The following is a 20,388-nucleotide window of genomic DNA, read 5'->3' as shown; positions in this document are numbered from 1 at the left end:
GCGTTGGGCTGCGAAGCAGCCCCTATTGCAAGCGACCGGGTTCAACCTGGCGCACCGAGGTGCCGGGTCTTGTGGCCGCTTCGCAGCCCAACGCGGGGCAAGCCCGCTCACCACAAAGAGCCCACTTGCCACAAAGAGGCTGCTCATCACAAAAAGCCCATTTGCCACAACAAGCCCACTTGCCATAACAAGTCCGCCAGCCAAAGGAAGTCCGCTCGCCATCAGGGATAGATAAACCGGTTGACCACCCCCTCCAGCATCTCCTGCCGGCCGCTCACCGCCTGCGGGTTCAGCTCGTGCTCAAAGGCATGCTCGGCCAGTGACGCCAGGCTGAACTCGCCCGCCAGTACGGCTTTGCCCAGCGGCTGCTGCCAACCGGCATAGCGCTGGTCCTTGAACTGCTGCAGGCGGTCGTTCTGCACCATCGCCGCTGCACGCTCCAGTGCCAGGGCGAGCACATCCATCGCCGCGACGTGGCCGTGGAACAGGTCGATGTCGTCCAGGCTCTGCCGGCGCACCTTGGAGTCGAAGTTGTAGCCGCCATTCTTGAAGCCCCCGGCCTTGAGGATTTCATAAGTGGCGAGTGTCATCTCCTCGACGCTGTTGGGGAACTGGTCGGTGTCCCAGCCGTTCTGCGGATCGCCGCGATTGGCGTCGATGCTGCCGAAGATGCCCAGCGACACTGCGGTGGCAATCTCATGATGAAAGCTGTGCCCGGCCAGGGTCGCGTGGTTGGCCTCGATGTTGACCTTGATCTCGTGTTCCAGGCCGTATTCATGCAGGAAGCCGAACACCGTGGCGCTGTCGTAATCGTACTGGTGCTTGGTCGGCTCCTGAGGCTTGGGCTCGATCAGCAGGTCGCCCTTGAAGCCGATCTTGTGCTTGTGCTCCACCACCATGCGCATAAAGCGCCCGAGTTGCTCGCGCTCGCGTTTGAGGTCGGTGTTGAGCAGGGTTTCATAGCCCTCGCGGCCACCCCACAGCACATAGTTGGACCCCTTCAGCCGCAGCGTGGCGTTCATCGCACTGAACACCTGCGCGGCGGCGTAGGCAAACACTTGCGGGTCGGGGTTGCTGGCGGCGCCGGCGGCAAACCGTGGGTTGCTGAAGCAGTTGGCGGTGCCCCACAGCAGGCGGATGCCAGTCTCTTCCTGATGGCGCTCGAGCTGATCGACCATCTGCGCGAAGTGGTTGCGGTACTCCTTCAGCGAGCTGCCTTCCGGCGCCACGTCGGTGTCGTGAAAGCTGTAGTAGTCGATGCCCAGCTTGGAGAAAAACTCGAACGCCGCCTGCGCCTTGCCGATGGCCAGTTCCATTGGGTCTGCGCTGCGCTGCCACGGGCGCTTGAAGGTGCCCACGCCAAACATGTCGGCCCCCGGCCACACGAAGGTGTGCCAATAGCAGGCTGCCATACGCAGGTGCTCGCGCATGGGTTTGCCGAGGATCAGCTTGTTGGCGTCGTAATGGCGAAAGGCGAGGGGAGCATCGCTGTCGGGGCCTTCGAAGCGAACCTTCTCGACACCGGGGAAGTACGTCATGGCGTTTTCCTTATTGTTCTTGGCGGTGTCTGGATACTAGCAACGGCACCTGGCCTGCCGATTATGAAAATCATCAAGGTGTGGTGCGATTTTGAGTGGCGGGGGCTAGTCTGTAGCGACTGGCCTTCGGACAAAAACAATGAAAACCCTACCGCCCGTGCACCGCATTGCCTTGCTGTTCAACGGCAGCAAGATCTACGACCGGGGCATCATCACCGGCATCGGCAATTACTTGAGCAGCACCCGCGCGTCCTGGGATCTGTTCCTTGAAGAAGACTTCCTGTGCCGCCTCAAGGGCATCGAGCGCTGGCAGGGGGACGGCATCATCGCTGACTTCGACGACCCGTTGATTGGCGAAGCACTGGCCAATATCAAGCTGCCGGTGGTGGCGGTGGGCGGCTCCTACCAGGATGCGCGTGCTTATCCCACCGGCATTCCTTACGTGGCCACTGACAACCATGCGCTGATGAAACTGGCCTACGAACACCTGATCGAGGCCGGCCTGACCCGGTTTGCCTGTTTCAGCCTGCCCGAGGCACAGGCCAATCGCTGGGCGCAGGAGCGCGAGAAAGCCTTTCGCTTGCTGCTGCAGCGGGACGGCTTGCACGTCGAGGTCTATCGCGGTTTGGGAACCAGCGCGCCGCTGTGGGACAGCGCAGTGGAGCAGCAGATCGCCTGGCTGCAGAGCCTGCCCAAGCCGATCGGCATCATCGCCGTCACCGACGCGCGCGCGCGGCAATTGCTGCAAGCCTGTTTGACTGCCGGCATCGCGGTGCCGGAGGAAGTGGCGTTGATCGGCATCGACAACGACCCGCTGACCCGCACCCTCACGCGGGTGCCGCTCAGCTCAGTGATCCAGGGCACCGAAACCATGGGGCGCACGGCGGCGGCATTGCTGCACCAGATGCTGCACGGCAAGCCCTGCACCGGTACGCAGATCCTGGTGCCACCGGAGGCGATCAATGTGCAGGCCTCCAGCTTGCACCAGCCGTTGGGGAATCCGTATGTGATGCAGGCCCTGCTGTTTATCCGCCAGTACGCGTGCCAGGGCATCAAGACCGCGCAGGTGGCGGCTTATGTGGGAGTGTCGCGCTCGTCACTGGAGTCGCACTTTCGCAAGGAACGCGGCTGCAGCGTGCATGACGAGATCCTGCGCTTCAAACTCGCCGCCGCCGCCAAGGGCCTGGAAAACCAGGCACTGGCGATTGCCGATATTGCCCAGCAGTGCGGCTTCAAGTCCGCGCAGTACCTGCATACGGTGTTTCGGCGCGAGTTTGGCTGCACGCCGCGCGAGTACCAGCAGGGCACGTCCTAGGTCATTGTGGCAGCGGGCTCGCCCGCGATAGCGGTGTGTCAGCTTGTTGATCCTGCTTGGAACTACCGCTATCGCAGGCAAACCAGCGCCTGCATTTTTTGACTGTTGAGACGCTTAGAACACGGCCTTGACCTGCAAGCCCAACACCAACGCGTTGTCGATGTCCGAGCCGGAAAACGCCCCCGGTTCGATGATGTATTGCACATCCGGGCGCAGGTTCAGCCAAGGCGTAGCCTGGTAGCCGTAGCTGAGTTCGATCAGCTGTTCGGCATTGTCCAGGTTGGGGTAGCTGTTGCCTGCGTTGAACGCCGCCAGCTCCTGCACGTCACGGCTGCGCGGGTTCGGCACGGCACGGCCATAACCCAGGGCGAGGGTATCGCGCGGGCGCCCTTCGAACGGTTTGTACAGCACCACGCCCGCGCCATACCACTTGCTGAACGGCGAGGCCGCTTCGCTGGCGGCGGAGTATTGGCCGAAGGCGTGCAGCACACGGCCGGCGGAGCTGCTGGAGGCCCACACGGCCTGGTCGATCAACAGGTAGTGACCGCCACGCCCGCTGACGTCTTTGTCGCTGCCGATGCGTTTTACATCCGAGCTGTCGTAGTAATAGCCCAGCTTGTATTCACCCGGCAGCGTGCCGGCGTGCTTGTACACCAACTCGATCGGCACCACGGTGCCGGTGGTGTGCTTGGGGCCCAGGTGCCAGGCGCGGCTGGAGTTGCCGTTGCTGTCCGGATCCACGTTGAAAGCGGCCACGCGCAGTTGCCAGGACGGCGAGAAGTCATACTTCACCCGTGCGCCCAGGCGCGCATTCGGGTAGTTGGTCCAGCCGCTACCGCCGGACATGTTCAGCGGGTGCCCGCAGAAACCGGCGTTCATGAAGTTGCACAGAATGCCGCTGTCCAGGCCGCCAAGATCATTGCCCATGGCCATGTAGCCGAGCTTGAGATTCAGCGCCGGAGTGAACAGCGTGCGCTCGTAGCTCAGCTCGGTGAGACGGGTGTAGAGGCCGCCGTAGTTTTCCTGGATCGGCAGGCGGTTGCCCACCAGGTCCTCGGAGGCGCTGTTGCCGCGCCGGTCATTGATGGTCAGCTGGATGCGGTCGCCATTGTTGAAACCGTACAGCTTGCCCAGGTCGAACTGCACGCCGAGCTTGAGGTTCTGCGAATAACGCGCCGAACGGTGCTGCCCGCCGTGGGCGTTATAGGCGGTTTCGCCGCTGTAGTCGCCGGTAAAACGGATGCCTTGCTCGTCCAGCTCGCGGCGTAGGCCGCCCCAGTCGCCGGTCAGGGTGGTGTCGTCGGCTTGGGAGGGCAGGGCGGCACTGAAGGCCAGGCCCAGCAACAGGCGCCCAAGCAGGCGGTCGGGAAAAAAGTGCGACGGGGGGGTCATGCGCGGTCTTCCAAAAGCCGAACGCGCGGTGCGGGGGGCACCGCGCGAACACAGGGGTTATGGCAGGGCGTAGGCGATCACGTAGTCGCCACGGTCGGTGGACTGGCGTGCGCCGCCGGCGGTGATGACGATGTACTGCTTGCCGGTTTTTGGCGACACGTAGGTCATCGGGCCACCCTGGCTGCCGACGGGCAGGCGGGCTTTCCAGATTTCATCACCGTTGTTGCTGTTGAACGCGCGCAGGTAGAAGTCCTGGGTGCCGGCAATGAAGATCAGGCCGCCCTGGGTCGACAGGGTGCCGCCGAGGGTCGGCAGGCCGATCTTGATCGGCAGGTGCATGCGGATGCCCAGCAGTCCGGTGTCTTCAACGGTGCCCACCGGCACCTGCCACGCGACCTTCTGAGTCTTCATGTCGATGGCGGTGAGGGTGCCGAACGGCGGCGCCTGGCACGGAATGCCGGCCACCGACAGGAAGCGGTTTTTGTTCACCGCATATGGCGTGCCCTTGAGCGGTACTGCGCCCATGCCGGTGTTCAACGCTTCGCCACCGGACGAGGCTTGCGCCTTGTTCTGCGACGGCACCATCTGGATCCACAGGCCCAGGCGCATGTCGTTGACGAAGATAAAACCGTGCACCGGGTCGGTGGAGATGCTGCCCCAGTTCATGCCACCCAGGGAGCCTGGGAAACTCAGCGACTTGTCGGTGCCTGGCGCGGTGTACAGGCCTTCATAGCGCATGCCCTTGAAGTCGATGCGGCACAGCAGCTGGTCGTACGGGGTGGCGCCCCACATGTCCGACTCGGTCAGGGTCTGCGCGCCGATCTGCGGCATGCCCACGGATTTCGGCTGGGTCGGCGAGTAGGGTTCGTTAGGGATGTTGGCGGCCTTGACCGGAACTTCCTTGACCTCGGTCAGCGGCTTGCCGGTGGCGCGGTCGAGCACATAGATCTGCCCGGCCTTGGTGCCGATCACCACCGCTGGAACTGCCTTGTCGCTGCCCGGTGGGGTGAAGTCGATCAGGCTCGGTTGCATCGGCAGGTCGAAGTCCCACAGGTCATTGTGGACCGTCTGGTACACCCACTTTTCAGCACCGGTGGAGGCATCCAGTGCCAGCACCGAGGCGCCGTACTTGTGGTTCAGTTGAGTACGTTCGACGCCGTAGATGTCGGTGGACGAGCTGCCCATCGGCAGGAAGACCGTGTTCATCAGCGGGTCATAAGACATCGGCGCCCAGCTGTTCGGGGTGCTGCGCACATAGGTGCTGCCGTCAGCCGGTGCTTGCTTGTCTTGCGGGTTGCCCGGGTCGAAGGCCCAGCGCATTTGGCCGCTGATCACGTCGAAGCCACGGATCACGCCGCCAGGCATGTCGGTCTGCACGTTGTCGGCGACGCGGCCGCCGACCACCACGGTGGTGCCGGCAATCAACGGCGCGGACGACAGTTGGTAGTAGCTGTCCGGTACATCGCCGAGGCCGGCCTTGAGGTCCACCTGGCCATGGGTGCCGAAGTCTTCGCAGAATTTGCCGGTGTCGGCATCCACGGCGATCAGGCGCGCATCAATGGTGTTGGTCAGCAAGCGGCGCTGGCACTGCGCACCGGCAGGCACGCTGGCGGCAATGATTGGCGAGCTGTTGGGCTGGGTCGGCTGGGCGATCGGCGCGGTGGCGTCGAAGTAGGCCATGCCCCGGCAACGCTGCCAGACCGCCGATTTGGCGTTGACCTCGTTCTTCCACAGCTCTTTGCCGGTATCGGCGTCGAGGGCGATCAGGTTGTTGTGCGGCGTGCAGATAAACACCTTGTTGCCGATCTGCAAGGGCGTGAGCTGGTCTTCGGCACCGTTGCCGTCGCTGATCGCCACGTCACCGGTGTGGTAGGTCCACGCCACCTTGAGTTTGTCGATATTGTCGCGATTGATCTGGTCCAGCGCGGCGAAGCGGCTGCCACCTTCGGTGTTGCCGTAGTGCGCCCAGTCTTTCTGCGCGTCGGTTGCAGCCACCGGCGTGATGCCCGGGCCAGTACCGTTGGGCGCGACACTCGGATGGGCGACAAACATATTGCCCGCCGCCACCGCCACACCCACCGCCAGCACGGCGGCGACGCCATACGCACCGCGTGCAGGCCGGCCAGCCAGCAGCGGATACACCAGCGCCACCACCAGGCCGATGGCGGCAAACATGAACAGCCGCGAGAACAGCGGCCAGAACACCAGCCCGACATCGGCCACTGCCCAGATCGCCGTCCCCACCAGGAACGCTGCGAACAGCCACGCGCCAGCGGTTTTGCCTCGGGCGATCAGCAGCCCGGAAACCGCCATGGCCACGCCGCCGATCAGGAAGTACCAGGAACCGCCGAGGCTCACCAGTTTGGCGCCGCCAACAGCCAGCGCGAGGCCGAGCAGGGCGATGATGACGCCCAAACCCAGCAGGAGGAATCTAGAGGCGCCATGGGCGCGCGATGCTCGTTTCATATCGACAGGACTCGAAGGTGAGAGGGCAAAGACGCGATTTTAGCAAGATAAGTAACTAGTTAGTACATTGGAGTCCTGCAATAGACTATTACAGGTGCTGCGATGATGGGCTGAGGCTAAATGTCGCGTGGCTGTGATGAGTGTAGGTGATCGGCAGGCGGCAACTGCAGGCACGGGCTTTCTGTGGGAAGGGAGCTTGCTTGCGCTGACTGCGTGGCAGTCCCCGGCTTTTGGGGGCGTTTTGCCCCCCAGCGCAAGCGAGCCTGCCCCCACGGCAAGCCCGCTTGCACGCTTAGCTGCAGATCACTCAACGAAACGCCGGCACCACCTGCTCGATAAACAGCGCCAGGGACTTCTTCTTCTCGGCATGCGGCAGGCTGTTGTCGCACCAGAAGCTGAACTCATCCACGCCCAGTTCCTGGTAGTAGCGGATGCGCGGGATGATTTCTTCGGCGGTGCCGATCATCGCGGTCTTGTGCAGGCTTTCCAGCTCGAACTCGGGGCGCGCGGCGAACTTCTCTTCCGGGCTCGGCGCCAGGAAGCCATTCACCGGTACTTCCTTGTTGCCGAACCAGGCATCGAAGGTGCGATAGAACTTGGAGATCGCCTTGGCCCCGACTTTCCAGCCGTCCGGATCATCGGCGGCATGCACGTGAGTGTGGCGCAGCACCATCAGTTGCGGGCGCGGTACGTCGGGATTGTTGTCGAGGGCGGCCTGGAATTTGTTCTTCAGGTCGAGGACTTCTTCGTCGCCCTTCATCAGCGGCGTGACCATCACGTTGCAGCCGTTGGCCACCGCGAAATTGTGCGAGTCCGGGTCGCGGGCGGCGATCCACATCGGCGGGTTGGGCTGCTGGATCGGCTTGGGCACGCTGGTGGAGGTGGGGAATTTCCAGATCTCGCCGTCGTGGGCGTAGTCACCTTTCCACAAGGCGCGCACCACCGGCACCATCTCGCGCAAGGCCTGGCCGCCGGAAGAGGCGGGCATGCCGCCGGCCATGCGGTCGAATTCGACCTGGTAGGCGCCACGGGCCAGGCCGACTTCCATGCGGCCGTTGCTGATCACGTCGAGCAATGCGCATTCGCCCGCCACCCGCAACGGGTGCCAGAACGGCGCGATGATGGTGCCGGCGCCCAGGTGAATGGTGGTGGTCTTGGCCGCGAGGTAAGCCAACAGCGGCATCGGGCTCGGCGAGATGGTGTATTCCATGGCGTGGTGTTCGCCAATCCATACGGTGCTGAAACCACCGGCCTCGGCCATCAGGGTCAGTTCGGTCAAGTCTTCGAACAACTGACGGTGGCTGACGCTTTCATCCCAACGTTCCATGTGTACGAACAGGGAAAACTTCATGACGCTTACCTCGGATCTATTGTGATCGGCCTGTCGACTGCGGGCCCTTAAGTACTCTCGCCACCTTGAAGCTTGCCAGTGATAACGGCTGTTCGGCGGATTGATTGTTGGTATACCATAATACGGAATATCCGCAAAACTTTTCTCTCCAACGGTTGCACCCTCACCTCACAAGGAAGGCGAGCTCGATGAACATAAAACAAAAATTAATCCTGGCGTTTGCGGTGATCGCCAGCCTACCGGTGATTCTGGTGGCTGTGCTGATCATCCTCAACGTACGCCATGAGGCCCGCGACAGCTTTGTCGACAGCAGTGGCCGCGAGATCCGCCAGGTCGACAACGCGATGCAGCTGTTCTTCGAAGGCATCAGCCAGAACGTCGCCTACCTGGCTGCGCACCCGCAGTTGCGCAGCCTGCAGGGCGATGTGAAACGCTACCTGGCCAGCGACGCCGCGCACATTGCTCCCGGCGAGCGCGACCAGCAGTTGTTCGCGTTGTTCGAGGGCCTGGCCAAGAGTCATTCGGCCTACACCTACCTGTCGCTCGGTACCGAGGATGGTGGATATGTGTTTTGGCCCGGCGACCCCAACCTTGCCAACTACGACCCGCGCACGCGGCCCTGGTACAAGACCGCCATGGCGCAACCGGGCAAGACCCTGCGCACCGAAGCCTATTACTGGGCAGCCGACGACGTGGTGCTGGTGAGCACCGTGCAAAGCTTCAACGACCGCCAGGGCAAGGCGAGCGGGGTGGTCAACATCGACGTGTCGCTCAAGCAACTGACCGACCTGGTCAAGCAGATCAAGCTGGGCGAAAGCGGCTACCTGATGCTGATGGAAGCCAACAACACGGTGCTGGTAGACCCGAATGACCCGTCCCACAACTTCAAGAAACTCGGCGAGTTGGGTGACGGCTACCGGCAGTTGAGCGAAGCCGGCCAAGGCCTGGTGCAGGTGGAACTGGCGGGCGAGCGCTACATGGCGCTGGTGTGGCCGTCGAAGGCATTGGGTTGGCGCTTTGTCGGGCTGGTGCGCGAAAGCGAAGTGATGGCCGGCGCGGCACGCCTGACCTGGTTGATCGCGGCTATCGCATTGGTGTGTGGCCTGTTGTTTGCTGGGGCGGGCGCCTGGTTTGCCGGGCTGATCGTCAAGCCGATCCGTGGCGTGGCCAGCGGTTTGGAAGGCATTGCGCAGGGCGAGGGTGACCTGACGGCGCGCCTGGCGGTCAATGGCCGCGACGAGACGGCGCAGCTCGCCGGCTGGTTCAATCAGTTCCTGGAAGCCATCCGCACCCTGATCCAGCGCATCGGCCAGGCCGCCGCGCAAATCCACAGCAGCTCCGGCAGTGCCACCGAAGTCTCGATAGAGATGGCCGACGTCGCCTCACGCCAGCGCGAAGCGGTGGACATGGTCTCCACGGCGTTTCATGAAATGGTCGCCACCTCCAATGAAGTCGCGCGCTCCTGCAGCCAGGCTGCCGATTCTGCCGACAATGGCCAGCGCCAGGCCCACACCGGGCAACAGCAGATCGACGCGGCGGTGAGCAGTGTCGGGCGCTTGAGCGAAGAGATCGGCCACTCCGCCCAGGCCATGGAGCAGTTGGAAAAAGACAGCAATGACATCCAGTCGATCCTCGGCACCATCCGTTCCATCGCCGAGCAGACCAACCTGCTGGCGTTGAACGCCGCCATCGAAGCCGCCCGGGCCGGCGAGCAGGGGCGTGGGTTTGCGGTGGTGGCGGATGAGGTGCGCGCCCTGGCCAAACGCACGGCAGACTCCACTGGCGAAATCGACGGACTGCTTGGCAATCTGGCGCGGCGCACCCATCAGATGGGCAAGCAGATGCATGCCAGCCTTGAGGTGTCCCAGGAAACCGTGGTGTCGATCAACGATGCGCGCGCCAGCTTTGGCTTGATTCGTGAGTCGGTGGACGTCATCCGCGACATGAACACGCAAATCGCTACCGCCGCCGAAGAACAGCACCAGGTGGCCGAAGACATCAACCGGCATATCAGCCAGATTCACGCGGATGCACAGTTGGTGGCGAGCCTGGCCGACTCCACACGTGGCGATGCGCAGCAATTGACCGCGTTGTCGCAGACCTTGAACCAGTTGGTCAGCCGCTTCCGTACCTGACCGCCGCTATCGCAGGCAAGCCAGCGCCCACCGTTGAAATGCATTCAGCTGTGGGCGCTGGCTTGGCTGCGATGCAGGCACTGTGGTGTATCGGAATTAATCAGGCAACCAGGGGCAGGGCGCCCATCTTGCCGTGGCAATACACCAGTGGCCCGGCGTTCTGCTGGGGCACGATCAGGTTTTTCACCGAGCCGACCATGATTGCATGGTCGCCACCTTCATACTCGCGCCACAACTCGCACTCGATCACCGCCGTGGCGTTCGCCAGGATCGGGTTGCCCAGTTCGCTGAGCGTCCATTCGATGCCCTGTGCCTTGTCCTTGCCTTTGCGCGCAAAGGCATAGGCTTCGGTTTGTTGCCCACCGGACAGGACGTGGATCGCAAAGCGCTTGTTCTTGATCAGCACCGGGTACGAGTCGGAGCTGTAGTTGGGGCAGAACAGCACCAGCGCGGGGTCCATCGACAACGAACTGAAGGCACTGGCGGTCAGCCCGACGATTTGCCCGTCGTCATCGAGCGTGGTGATCACGGTGACCCCGGACGGAAACGAACCCATCACTTGTTTGTAGATAGCGGCATCGATCATGGGACGGTCCTCTGGCGGTAAAGCGGTTTTTTATGAGTTTGTAGGTCTGATGGTATACCGTAATACAATCGATGCAACTGCTTTTTCAGGCAGCCGATAAACGTCAACCTTTGGTCTTATAACCAATAAATACGGGGTTAAAGGCGCGAAAACGCCGAGGGCCATGTGGCACACTTGCGGATCAGATGCGCGCGGAGACTACGGATCAGTCTTGTGAAAATATTGGAATACCATAATATGGTGTTCATCTGAGGGGCCGCCACGATGCGCCCCCGGTATGGCGTCAAACAACTATAAGATCAGACAAACGCGAGTCCATTTCCATGCCCCAGATGTCCCGGCAAGATCCCCTGATCGAGAATCACACGGTCGATTACGTTCCTCTCGCAGAGCGCCATGGAAAGGCCCGCGACCTGTTCACCCTATGGTTCAGCACCAACATTGCGCCGCTGCCCATCGTCACCGGTGCCATGGTGGCCCAGGTGTTCCACCTCAACCTGGTGTGGGGGCTGTTGGCGATTGCCCTCGGGCATCTGCTCGGCGGTATCGTGATTGCCCTCGCGTCGGCCCAGGGCCCGCGCATGGGCATCCCGCAGATGGTGCAGAGCCGGGGCCAGTTCGGCCGTTACGGCGCACTGCTGATCGTGTTCTTCGCGGCGCTGATCTACATCGGCTTTTTCATTTCCAACATCGTGCTGGCCGGCAAATCCATCGTCGGCATCGTGCCCGCGGTGCCGGTGCCGGCGAGCATTCTGATCGGCGCGCTCAGCGCTACCGCCATCGGCGTGATCGGCTACCGCTTCATCCACAGCCTCAACCGCATCGGCACTTGGGTGATGGGCAGCGCGCTGCTCGCCGGTTTCATCTACATCTTCGCCCATGACCTGCCAGCGGACTTCCTCACCCGTGGCGGTTTCAACGCCGCCGGCTGGCTGGCCACGGTGTCGCTGGGAGTGATCTGGCAGATCAGCTTTTCGCCCTACACCAGTGACTATTCGCGCTACCTGCCGGCGGATATCGGCATCACCCGGCCGTTTATCGCGACCTATCTGGGCGCCACCCTCGGCACCATCCTGTCGTTCGCATTTGGTTTGGTCGCGGCACTGGCCACGCCCGAAGGCACCGAAGCGATGGTCGCGGTCAAGCAAGCCACTGGCTGGCTCGGACCGATCCTGATGGTGCTGTTCCTGCTCAACATCATCAGCCACAACGCCCTGAATCTGTACGGCGCGGTGCTGTCGATCATCACCTCGATCCAGACCTTCGCCAGCCATTGGACCCCGAGCATCAAGGTGCGCGTGGTGCTGTCCGGCGTGGTCCTGGCCGGTTGCTGCCTCGTGGCGCTGGGCGCATCGGCGGACTTCATCTCGCAGTTTATCGGGCTGATCCTGGCGCTGTTGCTGGTGCTGGTGCCGTGGGCGTCGATCAACCTGATCGACTTCTATGTGATCAAGCGCGGGGTGTACGACATTGCCTCGATCTTCCGCGCGGACGGCGGGGTCTACGGGCGCTTCAACCTGCATGCGATCGTGGCCTATTTCATCGGCATCATTGTCCAGCTGCCGTTTGCCAATACATCGCTGTACGTGGGGCCGTGGGCCAATCTGGTGGACGGCGCGGACCTGTCGTGGCTGGTGGGGTTGGTGGTGACGTGCCCGCTGTATTACTGCCTGGCGACACGTCAACATACCCAGAAGGCCAGGGCGGCGCGGTTGGGCTACACCGACTGACCTTTGCTCACACCACAGCCTCGAGAATGTGGCAGCGGGCTTGCTCGCGAATGCGGTGTCTCAGCCCAATAGGTACTGACTGACACACCGCTCCCACAGGTTGGACCGAGATCGACTTCAAGCCAGCTTCATGCGCTGAGCAGAGTGGCCCCGCCAAACTCGCCCAATGCATCCAGCAATGCACCGACGAAGTATTCCTTCGACGCGCGATCCCAGAGGATATGCAGCGCCGGTGCCTCCACACTCCCGGTGTGGATCACAAGCGCATTCACCCGCGCCACTGACGTCTGCGCCACCGCTCCCGGCTGGAAGGCCGGGAAACCGAGATCGACCCCGCAGAGCTTGGCCATCACGTGGGCAATCACCGTGCCGCTGAGCAACACACAGGCGTGGCTGTCCTGGCGCGGCAGCAGGTAGTTGGCGCGGTGGTCCAGCTCCCAGCGGGCCTCTTCATCGGCGATGCGCTGGCCCTGATCCTGTGGGCTACCCAACAACAGGTATTCGGTCTGCGACAGGCGCGCCACCCAGCTGCCGTCCGCTTGCGGGGTGGCCTGGTTGGGGGCGGCGGGCAGGGTGAAACCGCGTGCGCTGAGGTACTCGGCGCTTTGCGCGCCGCGAAAGCCGACCCGGGGCAGATCGGTCTGGTCAACCAGGTGGCAGGGCGGCGTGAAGAGTTCGTGGGCTTTCAGACTGGTCATGGCTTAACCCTCCTGGCGTTGGTTGGTGGGGTCGAAAAACGGCAGTGGCACCACCTCGGCCTGGACGACGATGCCGCCTTCGACGCGGATCGGGATGCGCTGCCCCGGTGTGCTCTGTTCGATCCCGGCGTAGGCCAGGCCGATGATGCGGCCCAGCGTTGCAGAGTATTCGCACGAGGTGACGTTACCGCTGATGTCCGGGCCGTCGAGCACCAGGTGGCCTTCCAGCGGTTGCACGCTGCCCTTGGGCAAGGTGAAACCCACCAGTTTGCGTTTCAGCTGCTGGGCTTCGAGGATGTCCACCGAACGGCGGCCGACGAAAAACGGCTTGTTGCGGCTTACCGCCCAGCCCATGTCGATTTCTGCCGGGTGGGTCATGCCGTCGGTGTCCTGGCTGATGATCACGTGGCCTTTTTCCAGGCGCAGCAGGCGTTGGGTTTCGACACCGAACGGGCGAATATCGAACGCCTTGCCGGCCTCCATCAATGCATCCCAGAGCGCCAGGCCGTGGCGTGCAGGCACGTGGATTTCATAACCCAGCTCGCCGACAAACCCGACCCGCAGCAACCGCGCCTTGATCCCGGCCACCGTGCCTTGGCGCACGCCGAGGTAGGGGAAGGCCTCGGCACCGAGGTCGAGGTCAGTGCAGACTTGTTCCAGCACCTTGCGCGAATCCGGCCCGGCCACGTTCACCGCACAGATGGCGGCAGTGACGTTGGCCACGTCGACGTCGAGGCGCCATTGCGCGTTCCACTTGAGCATCTGCTGGTAGATGCGGTCGACGCCGCTGGTGGTGGCGGTGACGTAGAAGTGCTGGTCGGCCAGTCGCGCGCACACGCCGTCGTCGATGACTACCCCGTGTTCATTGGTCATCAGCGCATACCGCGAACGGCCCACCGGTTGCTTGAGGAACGCGAAGGTGTACAGGCGGTTGAGCAGTTCAGCGGCATCCGGGCCGCGCACGTCCAGGCCGCCGAGGGTCGACACATCGATCAGCCCGACGTGGTTACGCACGTGCAGGGCCTCGGCCTGCATGCAGGCGTCGCGGTCCTGGGCGCGGCCGTAGTAGGCCGGGCGTTGCCAGATACCGGCGGGCATCATCTTCGCCCCGGCCTGCACATGCCGCGCGTGCATCGGTGTCTGCCGGTAAGGGTCGAAGGCGCGCCCGGCGACATGCGCGAGTTTCTCCGCGACGAAAGGGGGCCGTGCGGTGGTCACCCCGGTCTCGCTGATATTGCGCTGGGTCGCCCAGGCCACCAGGCGCGCGGTCGGCAGCGCCGAATGCCGCCCTTGGGACGGGCCCATGCCGACCGTGGAATAGCGCTTCACCAGTTGCACATCGCGGTAGCCGATACGCGTGGCGTTGACGATGTCCGCCACTTGCAGGTCTTCGTCGAAGTCGACGAAATCCTTGCCCTTGGGATGCGGGAAGATCGGCCAGCCGAAGTTGACCTGGGCTTCGCTGTGCAGCGGCAGCGGCGCAATCGTGGTGCCCAGGCCCAGCGCGACAGCGATGTCGGCCGCCGCGTTGGCGGCGTCGGCCAGCACATTCTCGAGCTGATGCCGACCGTGCACCGAGCCCGCCAGCTTGAGGTTGCGGGGCAGGCCGCTGAGGCTGAATTCGGCTCGCTGGTCGTCATAGGCCAGCTTGCCGCCGGCCTGGCACAGCAGTTGATACACCGGCATGTAGCCGGCCGACATGCACAGCAAATCGCAGTCGAACACTTGCCCGCTGGCGCTGACCTGGCCCTGGCCGGTGATCTGGCGCACGTCGACGCCTTTCACGTGTCGCAGGCCTTTCTCATGCAGGGCCTCGAACACGGTGCTGTTGTTCAGCAAAGGGATCTTGCGCTGGGCCAGGGCGCCGGACAGGGCTTTGTCGGCCGGGGCGTGGCGCAGGTCGATCACGGCGGCGACTTCCACGCCCTGGTCATGCAGGTCGAGGGCGGCGAGGTAGCCGTCGTCGTTGCCAGTCAGTACCACCGCGCGCTTGCCCGGCTTGACCGCGTAGAGTTTCATCAGGCGTTGCGCGGCGCTGGTCAGCATCACGCCCGGCAGGTCGTTGTTGCGGAAAATCACCGGCTGGTCGAAGGCGCCGCTGCACACCAGGCACTGCTGCGCGCGCACCTTGTACATGCGCTTGCCCTGGATCACCGGCAGGTAGTTGTCGGTAAACCAGGCATTGCACGTGGCCTCGGTGAGCACCTGGATATTCGCGTGCTGCTGCACCGCGCTCACCAGTTCGCGGCGCAGGCTGTCGGCGCGGGTACCGGCGATATCGAAGCGTGCATAGGTCAGTGACCCGCCGAGGATCGGCTGCTGCTCGATCAGCAGCACCTTGGCCCCGGCGTTCGCGGCCGTCAGCGCCGCCTGTAGGCCGGCGGGGCCGGCGCCGATGACGGCCAGGTCGGTAAACAGATAGGCCTTGTCGTAGTACTCGGGCTGGAACGTCAGGTCGAGTACACCCAGGCCGGCCTTTTTGCGAATGATCGGCTCCCAGACTTTCCACATGCCCTTGGGCTTGTAGAACGAGCGGTAGTAGAACCCCACCGGCATGAACTTGGAGAACTTGCCGAGGTAGGCGTCCTTGTCGTTGTCCAGCGAGCCGTTGACGTTCTGCGCGCTCACCGCCAAGCCGGCAGACAACGCGTGAGCATCGGCCAGCACGTTGGGCTCGCGGGGCAGTTGCACCAGGCTGTTGGCATCCTGGCCCGCCATGGTCAGCGGGCCGCGCGGGCGGTGGTATTTGAACGAACGCGAGAGCAGGAAGCGCCCGTTGGCGAGCAGGGCGCTGGCGATGCTGTCGCCCTGCAAGCCTTGGTACGCCTGGCCATCGAAACTGAAATCAAGGGCTTGATCACGCTGGATCAGCAAGCCCATGGGGGCGGGAAGGCGGTTCATCCGGCGATCTCCTTGGCGGCGGCAAAATCGACGCGGGTGGTGAACAGTTCCTTGGGGTCGAAGGTGCGCAGGACCTCATCGGTGACCGTGTGGCGCTCGGCGAGGAACCAGTAGCTGGACGGCGTGTGCATCCACCATTCGCGCACCACGCCGGCGAGGTTGTCGGTGTTGAACACGTAGTCGGCCCATTCGGCATCGCTGCAATGGACGGGGTCGGGCATCGGCTTGAACTCGCCGCCGTAGGTGAACTCGCTGATATTGCGCGGCCCGTTGAGCGGGCACGTCATGATTTTCATAGTCCGCTCTCCATCAGTGACTGGCCGCCGTAGCGCCCATCTCGTTGACTTGCTGGAAGGTCGAGAAACGTTCGAGGCCGAACGGCTTGATCAGCGCCGGCACCTGGCCGCCGCTGGCGACCAGCTCGGCCATGGTCTTGCCGCAGATGGGCGTGGCCTTGAAACCCCAGGTGCCCCAGCCGGCGTCGAGGTAGTAGTTCTTCACCGGTGACAGGCCCATGATCGGGCTGTAGTCCGGGGTCATGTCGGTGATCCCGGCCCACTGGCGCATCAGTTTGGCGTTGGCCAGGAACGGGAACATTTCGATCGCGTGGGCCAGCAGGCTTTCCTTGAGGTCCAGGGTCGAGCGCGTGTTGAACAGCGGATAAGGATCGGAGCCGCCGCCGAACACCACTTCACCGCGGCTGGTCTGCTGCACATAGCAGTGCAGCGCGGAGGAACTCACCAACGGGTCGAGGAATGGCTTGAACGGTTGGGTGACCATGGCTTGCAGCGGGAAGGTCTGGATCGGCGAGCGGATGCCGGCCTTGGCCATCAGCAACGAGCTGTGCCCGGCAATCGCCTGTACCACGCAGCCGCACTGGATGGTGCCGCGATTGGTCTTCACGGCGGTAATCGTGCCGTGGTCGATGACCAGGTCCTGTACCTCGGTGAGTTGATGAATTTCCACTCCGCGCTTGGCCGCCTGCTTGGCGTAGCCCCAGGCCACGGCATCGTGGCGCGCGGTGGCGCCGTCGATATGCCAGAGCCCGGCGATCACCGGCAAGTGCCCGGGGTCGAGGTTGAGGCTGGGCACCAGTTCGCGGATCTGCTGGCGGTCGATCATCTCGGTGCGCCCGCCGAAGTGCTTGTTGACCTCGGCACGCTGGCGGAACGAACGCACGGTGGCATCGGTATGCGCCAGGGTCAGTTGGCCGCGTTCGGAGTACATGATGTTGAAGTCGAATTCGTTGGACAACGACTGGAACATCTTCACCGACTCGGCGTAGAAGCGCACACCCTCGCTGGTCAGGTAGTTGGAGCGGATCACCGCGGTATTGCGCGCGGTATTGCCGCCGCCCAGGTAGGCCTTTTCCAGCACCGCGATGTTGCTGATGCCGTGGTACTTGGCCAGGTAGTAGGCGGTCGCCAGGCCATGGCCGCCGGCGCCGATGATCACCACGTCATAGCTGGCCTTGAGTTCCTTGGGCGGGGGCAGATCCACCTCCACCGGGTACTCCGAACTCAGTCCGTACTTCAATAGATTGAATGGCATACGGCCTCCGATTGGCTGCGTAGGGCGTGGTGTTGCGCGAAGGCGGCGGCCACGGTGTTTTTCATCAGGAAGGCAATGGTCATCGGGCCGACACCGCCGGGTACCGGGGTGATGGCGGCGACATGGGGCAGGGCGCCGTCGAAGTCGACATCGCCCACCAGGCGGCTGCGGCCCGCGTCGTCGATACGGTTGATACCGACGTCGATCACCACCGCGCCGGGCTTCAGCCAGCTGGCGTCGATCAAGCGTGCGCGGCCCACGGCGGCGATCACGATATCCGCCTGCCGGCACAGCGCCTGGGCGTTGTGGCTGCGCGAATGCAGCACGGTCACCGAGCAGTCCGCCTTGAGCAGCAGCGCGGCCATGGGCTTGCCGACGATGTTCGAACGGCCGATCACCACCGCATGTTTGCCGCGCAGGTCGCCGCAGGTTTGTTCCAGCAAATACAGGCAGCCGCTCGGCGTGCACGGCGTGAGCACCGCGCGGCCCTGGCTGAGGCCGCCGACGTTCTGGCTGTGAAAACCGTCGACGTCCTTGTCCGGCGCGATGGCCTCCAGGGCGCGCAGCTCGTCCATCTGCGCCGGCAACGGCAATTGCAGGAGGATGCCGTGGATGGCCGGGTCGGCGTTCAATTGGCCGATCAGGATCAACAGTTGTTCGGTGCTGGTGTCGCCGGGCAGGCGGTGCTCCACGGAGCGGATGCCTACCTCTTCGGCGCGCAGGATCTTGTTGCGCACATACACCTGGCTGGCGGCGTCGTTGCCGACCAGGATCACCGCCAGGGCTGGCAGGATGTCTTGCTCATGCAGGCGTGCGACGTCCTCGCGGACCTGCAGCAGCACCTGCGCGGCGGCGGCTTTGCCATCGATCAGTTTGTACGCGTTCACCGGAACACCACCGTTCTGTCCTGGTTGAGAAACACCCGGTGCTCAAGGTGGTACTTGACCGCCTTGGACAGGGCCACGGTCTCGGTGTCGCGACCGATGGCGACCAGGTCGTCGGGCTTGTACACGTGGTCCACGCGTTGCACTTCCTGCTCGATGATCGGGCCCTCATCCAGGTCGCTGGTGACGTAGTGCGCGGTCGCACCGATCAGCTTCACACCTCGTTGGTAGGCCTGGTGATAGGGCTTGGCGCCTTTGAAACCGGGCAGGAACGAGTGGTGAATATTGATCGCGCGCCCCGACAGTTGCCGGCACAGGTCGTCGGAGAGGATCTGCATGTAGCGCGCCAACACCACCAGTTCGGTGCGGGTGTCGTCGACCACCTTCATCAGCTCGGCTTCCTGCGCGGCCTTGTTGTCCTTCGACACGGGCAGGTAGATAAAGCGAATGCCCTCGCGTTCGGCCATCGGCCGCAGGTCGAGGTGGTTGGAGACGATGGCGGTGATGCTCATGTCCATCTCGCCCTTGTGGTAGCGGTAGAGCAGGTCGGTGAGGCAGTGGTCGAACTTGCTCACCATCAGCATCACGCGCATCGGCTCGCGGGTGTCGTACAACTCCCACTGCATGTCGAAGGCCTGGGCGACATCGGCGAAGCCTGCGCGAATCTGTTCGAGATCACCGGCGTGGCCGTCGTTGAAGCGAAACACGGCGCGCATGAAGAAGCGGCCGCTGAAGTCATCATCGAACTGCGCCATCTCCCCGATGTAGCACGCGTTGTCCGCCAGGTAAGTGGTGACGGCAGCGACAATGCCGGACACCGCGGGACAAGTGACCTTGATGATGAAATGGTTTTTTTCGTGTTGCATGACACGTCCTCGGGATGATGGCGGCAGCTCATCGCATAGCGAAAAAATGTCTGAGGACAGCGGGCTCGTTCCGTGAGCGCATTTTCTTGTGAGGAATAAAATATTCCTGAAGTGGCTTTATAGGGGAATGGGGGCGGGCCGTCTAGGGGTTTTGGGAAAGTTTTTTAACTGATAGGAATTTTTACGACGCGTTCCTACGCTGGAATGCGATCAAATGTAGGCGCTGGCTTGCCTGCGAAGGCATCCACCCACTGCCACTGGCAGACCGAGTTGCCTGCATCGCAGGCAAGCCAGCCTCCATAGAAAACAACCTCGGTGCCTGCGTTATTCCTTGTCGTTGCCGTAGTTCATGATCGACAACAACCGGATCGGCACCTGCACCAACTGCTCCGGCCCGTGCGGAATCTCCCCTTCGAAGGTCAGGCTGTCACCCGCTTCCATCCGGTACAGCTGGTTCCCGTGCCGGTAAATCAGCTCACCTTCGAGCAAGTGCAAAAACTCCGTTCCCGGATGGGCAAAGGTCGGGAACTCTTCACTGGCGTCATCCATGCTGACCATGTACGCCTCGAAGCTCTTCTTCGGCCCGCGCGTATGGTTGAGCAGGTGATAGGTATGCCCCTTCTCGGTCCCTCGGCGCACCACTTCCATGCCCTGGTCGGCCTTGACCAGCAAAGCGCTGCCATCCTGCTGGTCGTATTCGCTGAACAACTTCGACAGCGGCAGCCCGAGCACATCACACAGGCGGCTCAGGGTGTCGAGGCTGGTGGAGACCTGGGCGTTTTCGATCTTGCTCAACATGCCCTGGCTTATATCGGCGATTTTCGCCACGTCGGACAGCTTCAGGTCCTGGGCCTGGCGCTGGCGTTTGATCTGCAGCCCCAGGTATTGCTCGAGCTTGAGGCGCGGGGCGGTTTCGGTGGACATGATCATCGGCTCCTGCACGGTTTCCGTTCAGTAATATTATTTTCGCACTGG

The 20,388-nt window shown here is 63.0% G+C and carries 15 protein-coding genes; 3 read left to right on the top strand and 12 right to left on the bottom strand.

Translation table 11 applies throughout. The annotated features are described in order from the left end of the window. Positions 1-221: 221 nt before the first annotated feature. A complete protein-coding gene (gene xylA / locus QMX97_RS19360; protein ID WP_282397413.1) occupies positions 222-1,538 on the bottom strand; it encodes a xylose isomerase in 1,317 nt (438 codons plus the stop codon). A 139-nt stretch (positions 1,539-1,677) separates the two neighbouring features. Between xylA and QMX97_RS19355 the strand changes: the two genes are divergently transcribed. Then, positions 1,678-2,853, top strand: a complete 1,176-nt coding sequence (locus QMX97_RS19355) for a XylR family transcriptional regulator (RefSeq protein WP_065905674.1) — start codon at positions 1,678-1,680, stop codon at positions 2,851-2,853. Positions 2,854-2,967: 114 nt separating this feature from the next. Here QMX97_RS19355 and QMX97_RS19350 read toward each other — a convergent pair whose 3' ends face one another. From QMX97_RS19350 to QMX97_RS19340, 3 genes are all read right to left on the bottom strand, one after another. Next, entirely contained in the window at positions 2,968-4,245 is a 1,278-nt protein-coding gene (locus tag QMX97_RS19350) for a carbohydrate porin (RefSeq protein ID WP_282397412.1), read from the bottom strand. A 57-nt stretch (positions 4,246-4,302) separates the two neighbouring features. Then, entirely contained in the window at positions 4,303-6,711 is a 2,409-nt protein-coding gene (locus tag QMX97_RS19345) for a glucose/quinate/shikimate family membrane-bound PQQ-dependent dehydrogenase (protein WP_282397411.1), read from the bottom strand. 307 nt (positions 6,712-7,018) lie between these two features. Continuing rightward, positions 7,019-8,062, bottom strand: coding sequence for an LLM class flavin-dependent oxidoreductase (locus QMX97_RS19340; protein WP_065905683.1), 1,044 nt, complete (start codon positions 8,060-8,062; stop codon positions 7,019-7,021). Between the two features lie 188 nt (positions 8,063-8,250). Between QMX97_RS19340 and QMX97_RS19335 the strand changes: the two genes are divergently transcribed. After that, entirely contained in the window at positions 8,251-10,197 is a 1,947-nt protein-coding gene (locus QMX97_RS19335; RefSeq protein WP_201143985.1) for a methyl-accepting chemotaxis protein, read from the top strand. Positions 10,198-10,297: 100 nt separating this feature from the next. On the opposite strand, the gene QMX97_RS19330 is transcribed toward QMX97_RS19335, so the two are convergent. Then, entirely contained in the window at positions 10,298-10,783 is a 486-nt protein-coding gene (locus tag QMX97_RS19330; RefSeq protein ID WP_065905687.1) for a flavin reductase family protein, read from the bottom strand. Positions 10,784-11,106: 323 nt separating this feature from the next. On the opposite strand from QMX97_RS19330, the gene QMX97_RS19325 reads away from it, so the two are divergent. Next, positions 11,107-12,513, top strand: a complete 1,407-nt coding sequence (locus QMX97_RS19325; RefSeq protein WP_213552331.1) for a cytosine permease — start codon at positions 11,107-11,109, stop codon at positions 12,511-12,513. Positions 12,514-12,641: 128 nt separating this feature from the next. On the opposite strand, the gene QMX97_RS19320 is transcribed toward QMX97_RS19325, so the two are convergent. The 7 genes from QMX97_RS19320 to QMX97_RS19290 form a co-directional block, all read right to left on the bottom strand. Continuing rightward, positions 12,642-13,211 (bottom strand): sarcosine oxidase, encoded by a 570-nt coding sequence (locus QMX97_RS19320; RefSeq protein ID WP_282397410.1) that lies wholly within the window; start codon positions 13,209-13,211, stop codon positions 12,642-12,644. A 3-nt stretch (positions 13,212-13,214) separates the two neighbouring features. Continuing rightward, a complete protein-coding gene (locus QMX97_RS19315) occupies positions 13,215-16,112 on the bottom strand; it encodes a 2Fe-2S iron-sulfur cluster-binding protein (protein ID WP_282397409.1) in 2,898 nt (965 codons plus the stop codon). Further along, positions 16,109-16,408 carry a sarcosine oxidase subunit delta gene (locus tag QMX97_RS19310; RefSeq protein ID WP_065905694.1) on the bottom strand — a complete coding sequence of 100 codons (300 nt, stop codon included), beginning with the start codon at positions 16,406-16,408 and terminating at the stop codon, positions 16,109-16,111. Before QMX97_RS19310 ends, QMX97_RS19315 begins: the two co-directional genes overlap by 4 nt. Before the next feature lie 13 nt (positions 16,409-16,421). After that, positions 16,422-17,663 carry an FAD-dependent oxidoreductase gene (locus tag QMX97_RS19305; RefSeq protein WP_065905698.1) on the bottom strand — a complete coding sequence of 414 codons (1,242 nt, stop codon included), beginning with the start codon at positions 17,661-17,663 and terminating at the stop codon, positions 16,422-16,424. Beyond that, entirely contained in the window at positions 17,645-18,550 is a 906-nt protein-coding gene (folD, locus tag QMX97_RS19300) for a bifunctional methylenetetrahydrofolate dehydrogenase/methenyltetrahydrofolate cyclohydrolase FolD (RefSeq protein ID WP_282397408.1), read from the bottom strand. Before folD ends, QMX97_RS19305 begins: the two co-directional genes overlap by 19 nt. Further along, complete coding sequence (gene purU, locus QMX97_RS19295) at positions 18,547-19,413, bottom strand: formyltetrahydrofolate deformylase (RefSeq protein ID WP_282397407.1); 867 nt, start codon at positions 19,411-19,413, stop codon at positions 18,547-18,549. Before purU ends, folD begins: the two co-directional genes overlap by 4 nt. A 324-nt stretch (positions 19,414-19,737) precedes the next feature. After that, positions 19,738-20,337, bottom strand: a complete 600-nt coding sequence (locus QMX97_RS19290) for a helix-turn-helix domain-containing protein (protein WP_053139883.1) — start codon at positions 20,335-20,337, stop codon at positions 19,738-19,740. Between the last annotated feature and the right edge of the window lie 51 nt (positions 20,338-20,388).

This window comes from Pseudomonas sp. PS01298 (assembly GCF_029959745.1).
GTDB lineage: Bacteria > Pseudomonadota > Gammaproteobacteria > Pseudomonadales > Pseudomonadaceae > Aquipseudomonas > Aquipseudomonas aylmerensis.
Note: the sequence above shows the minus strand (reverse complement) of the source record. Positions and strands in the feature narration are given on the sequence as shown.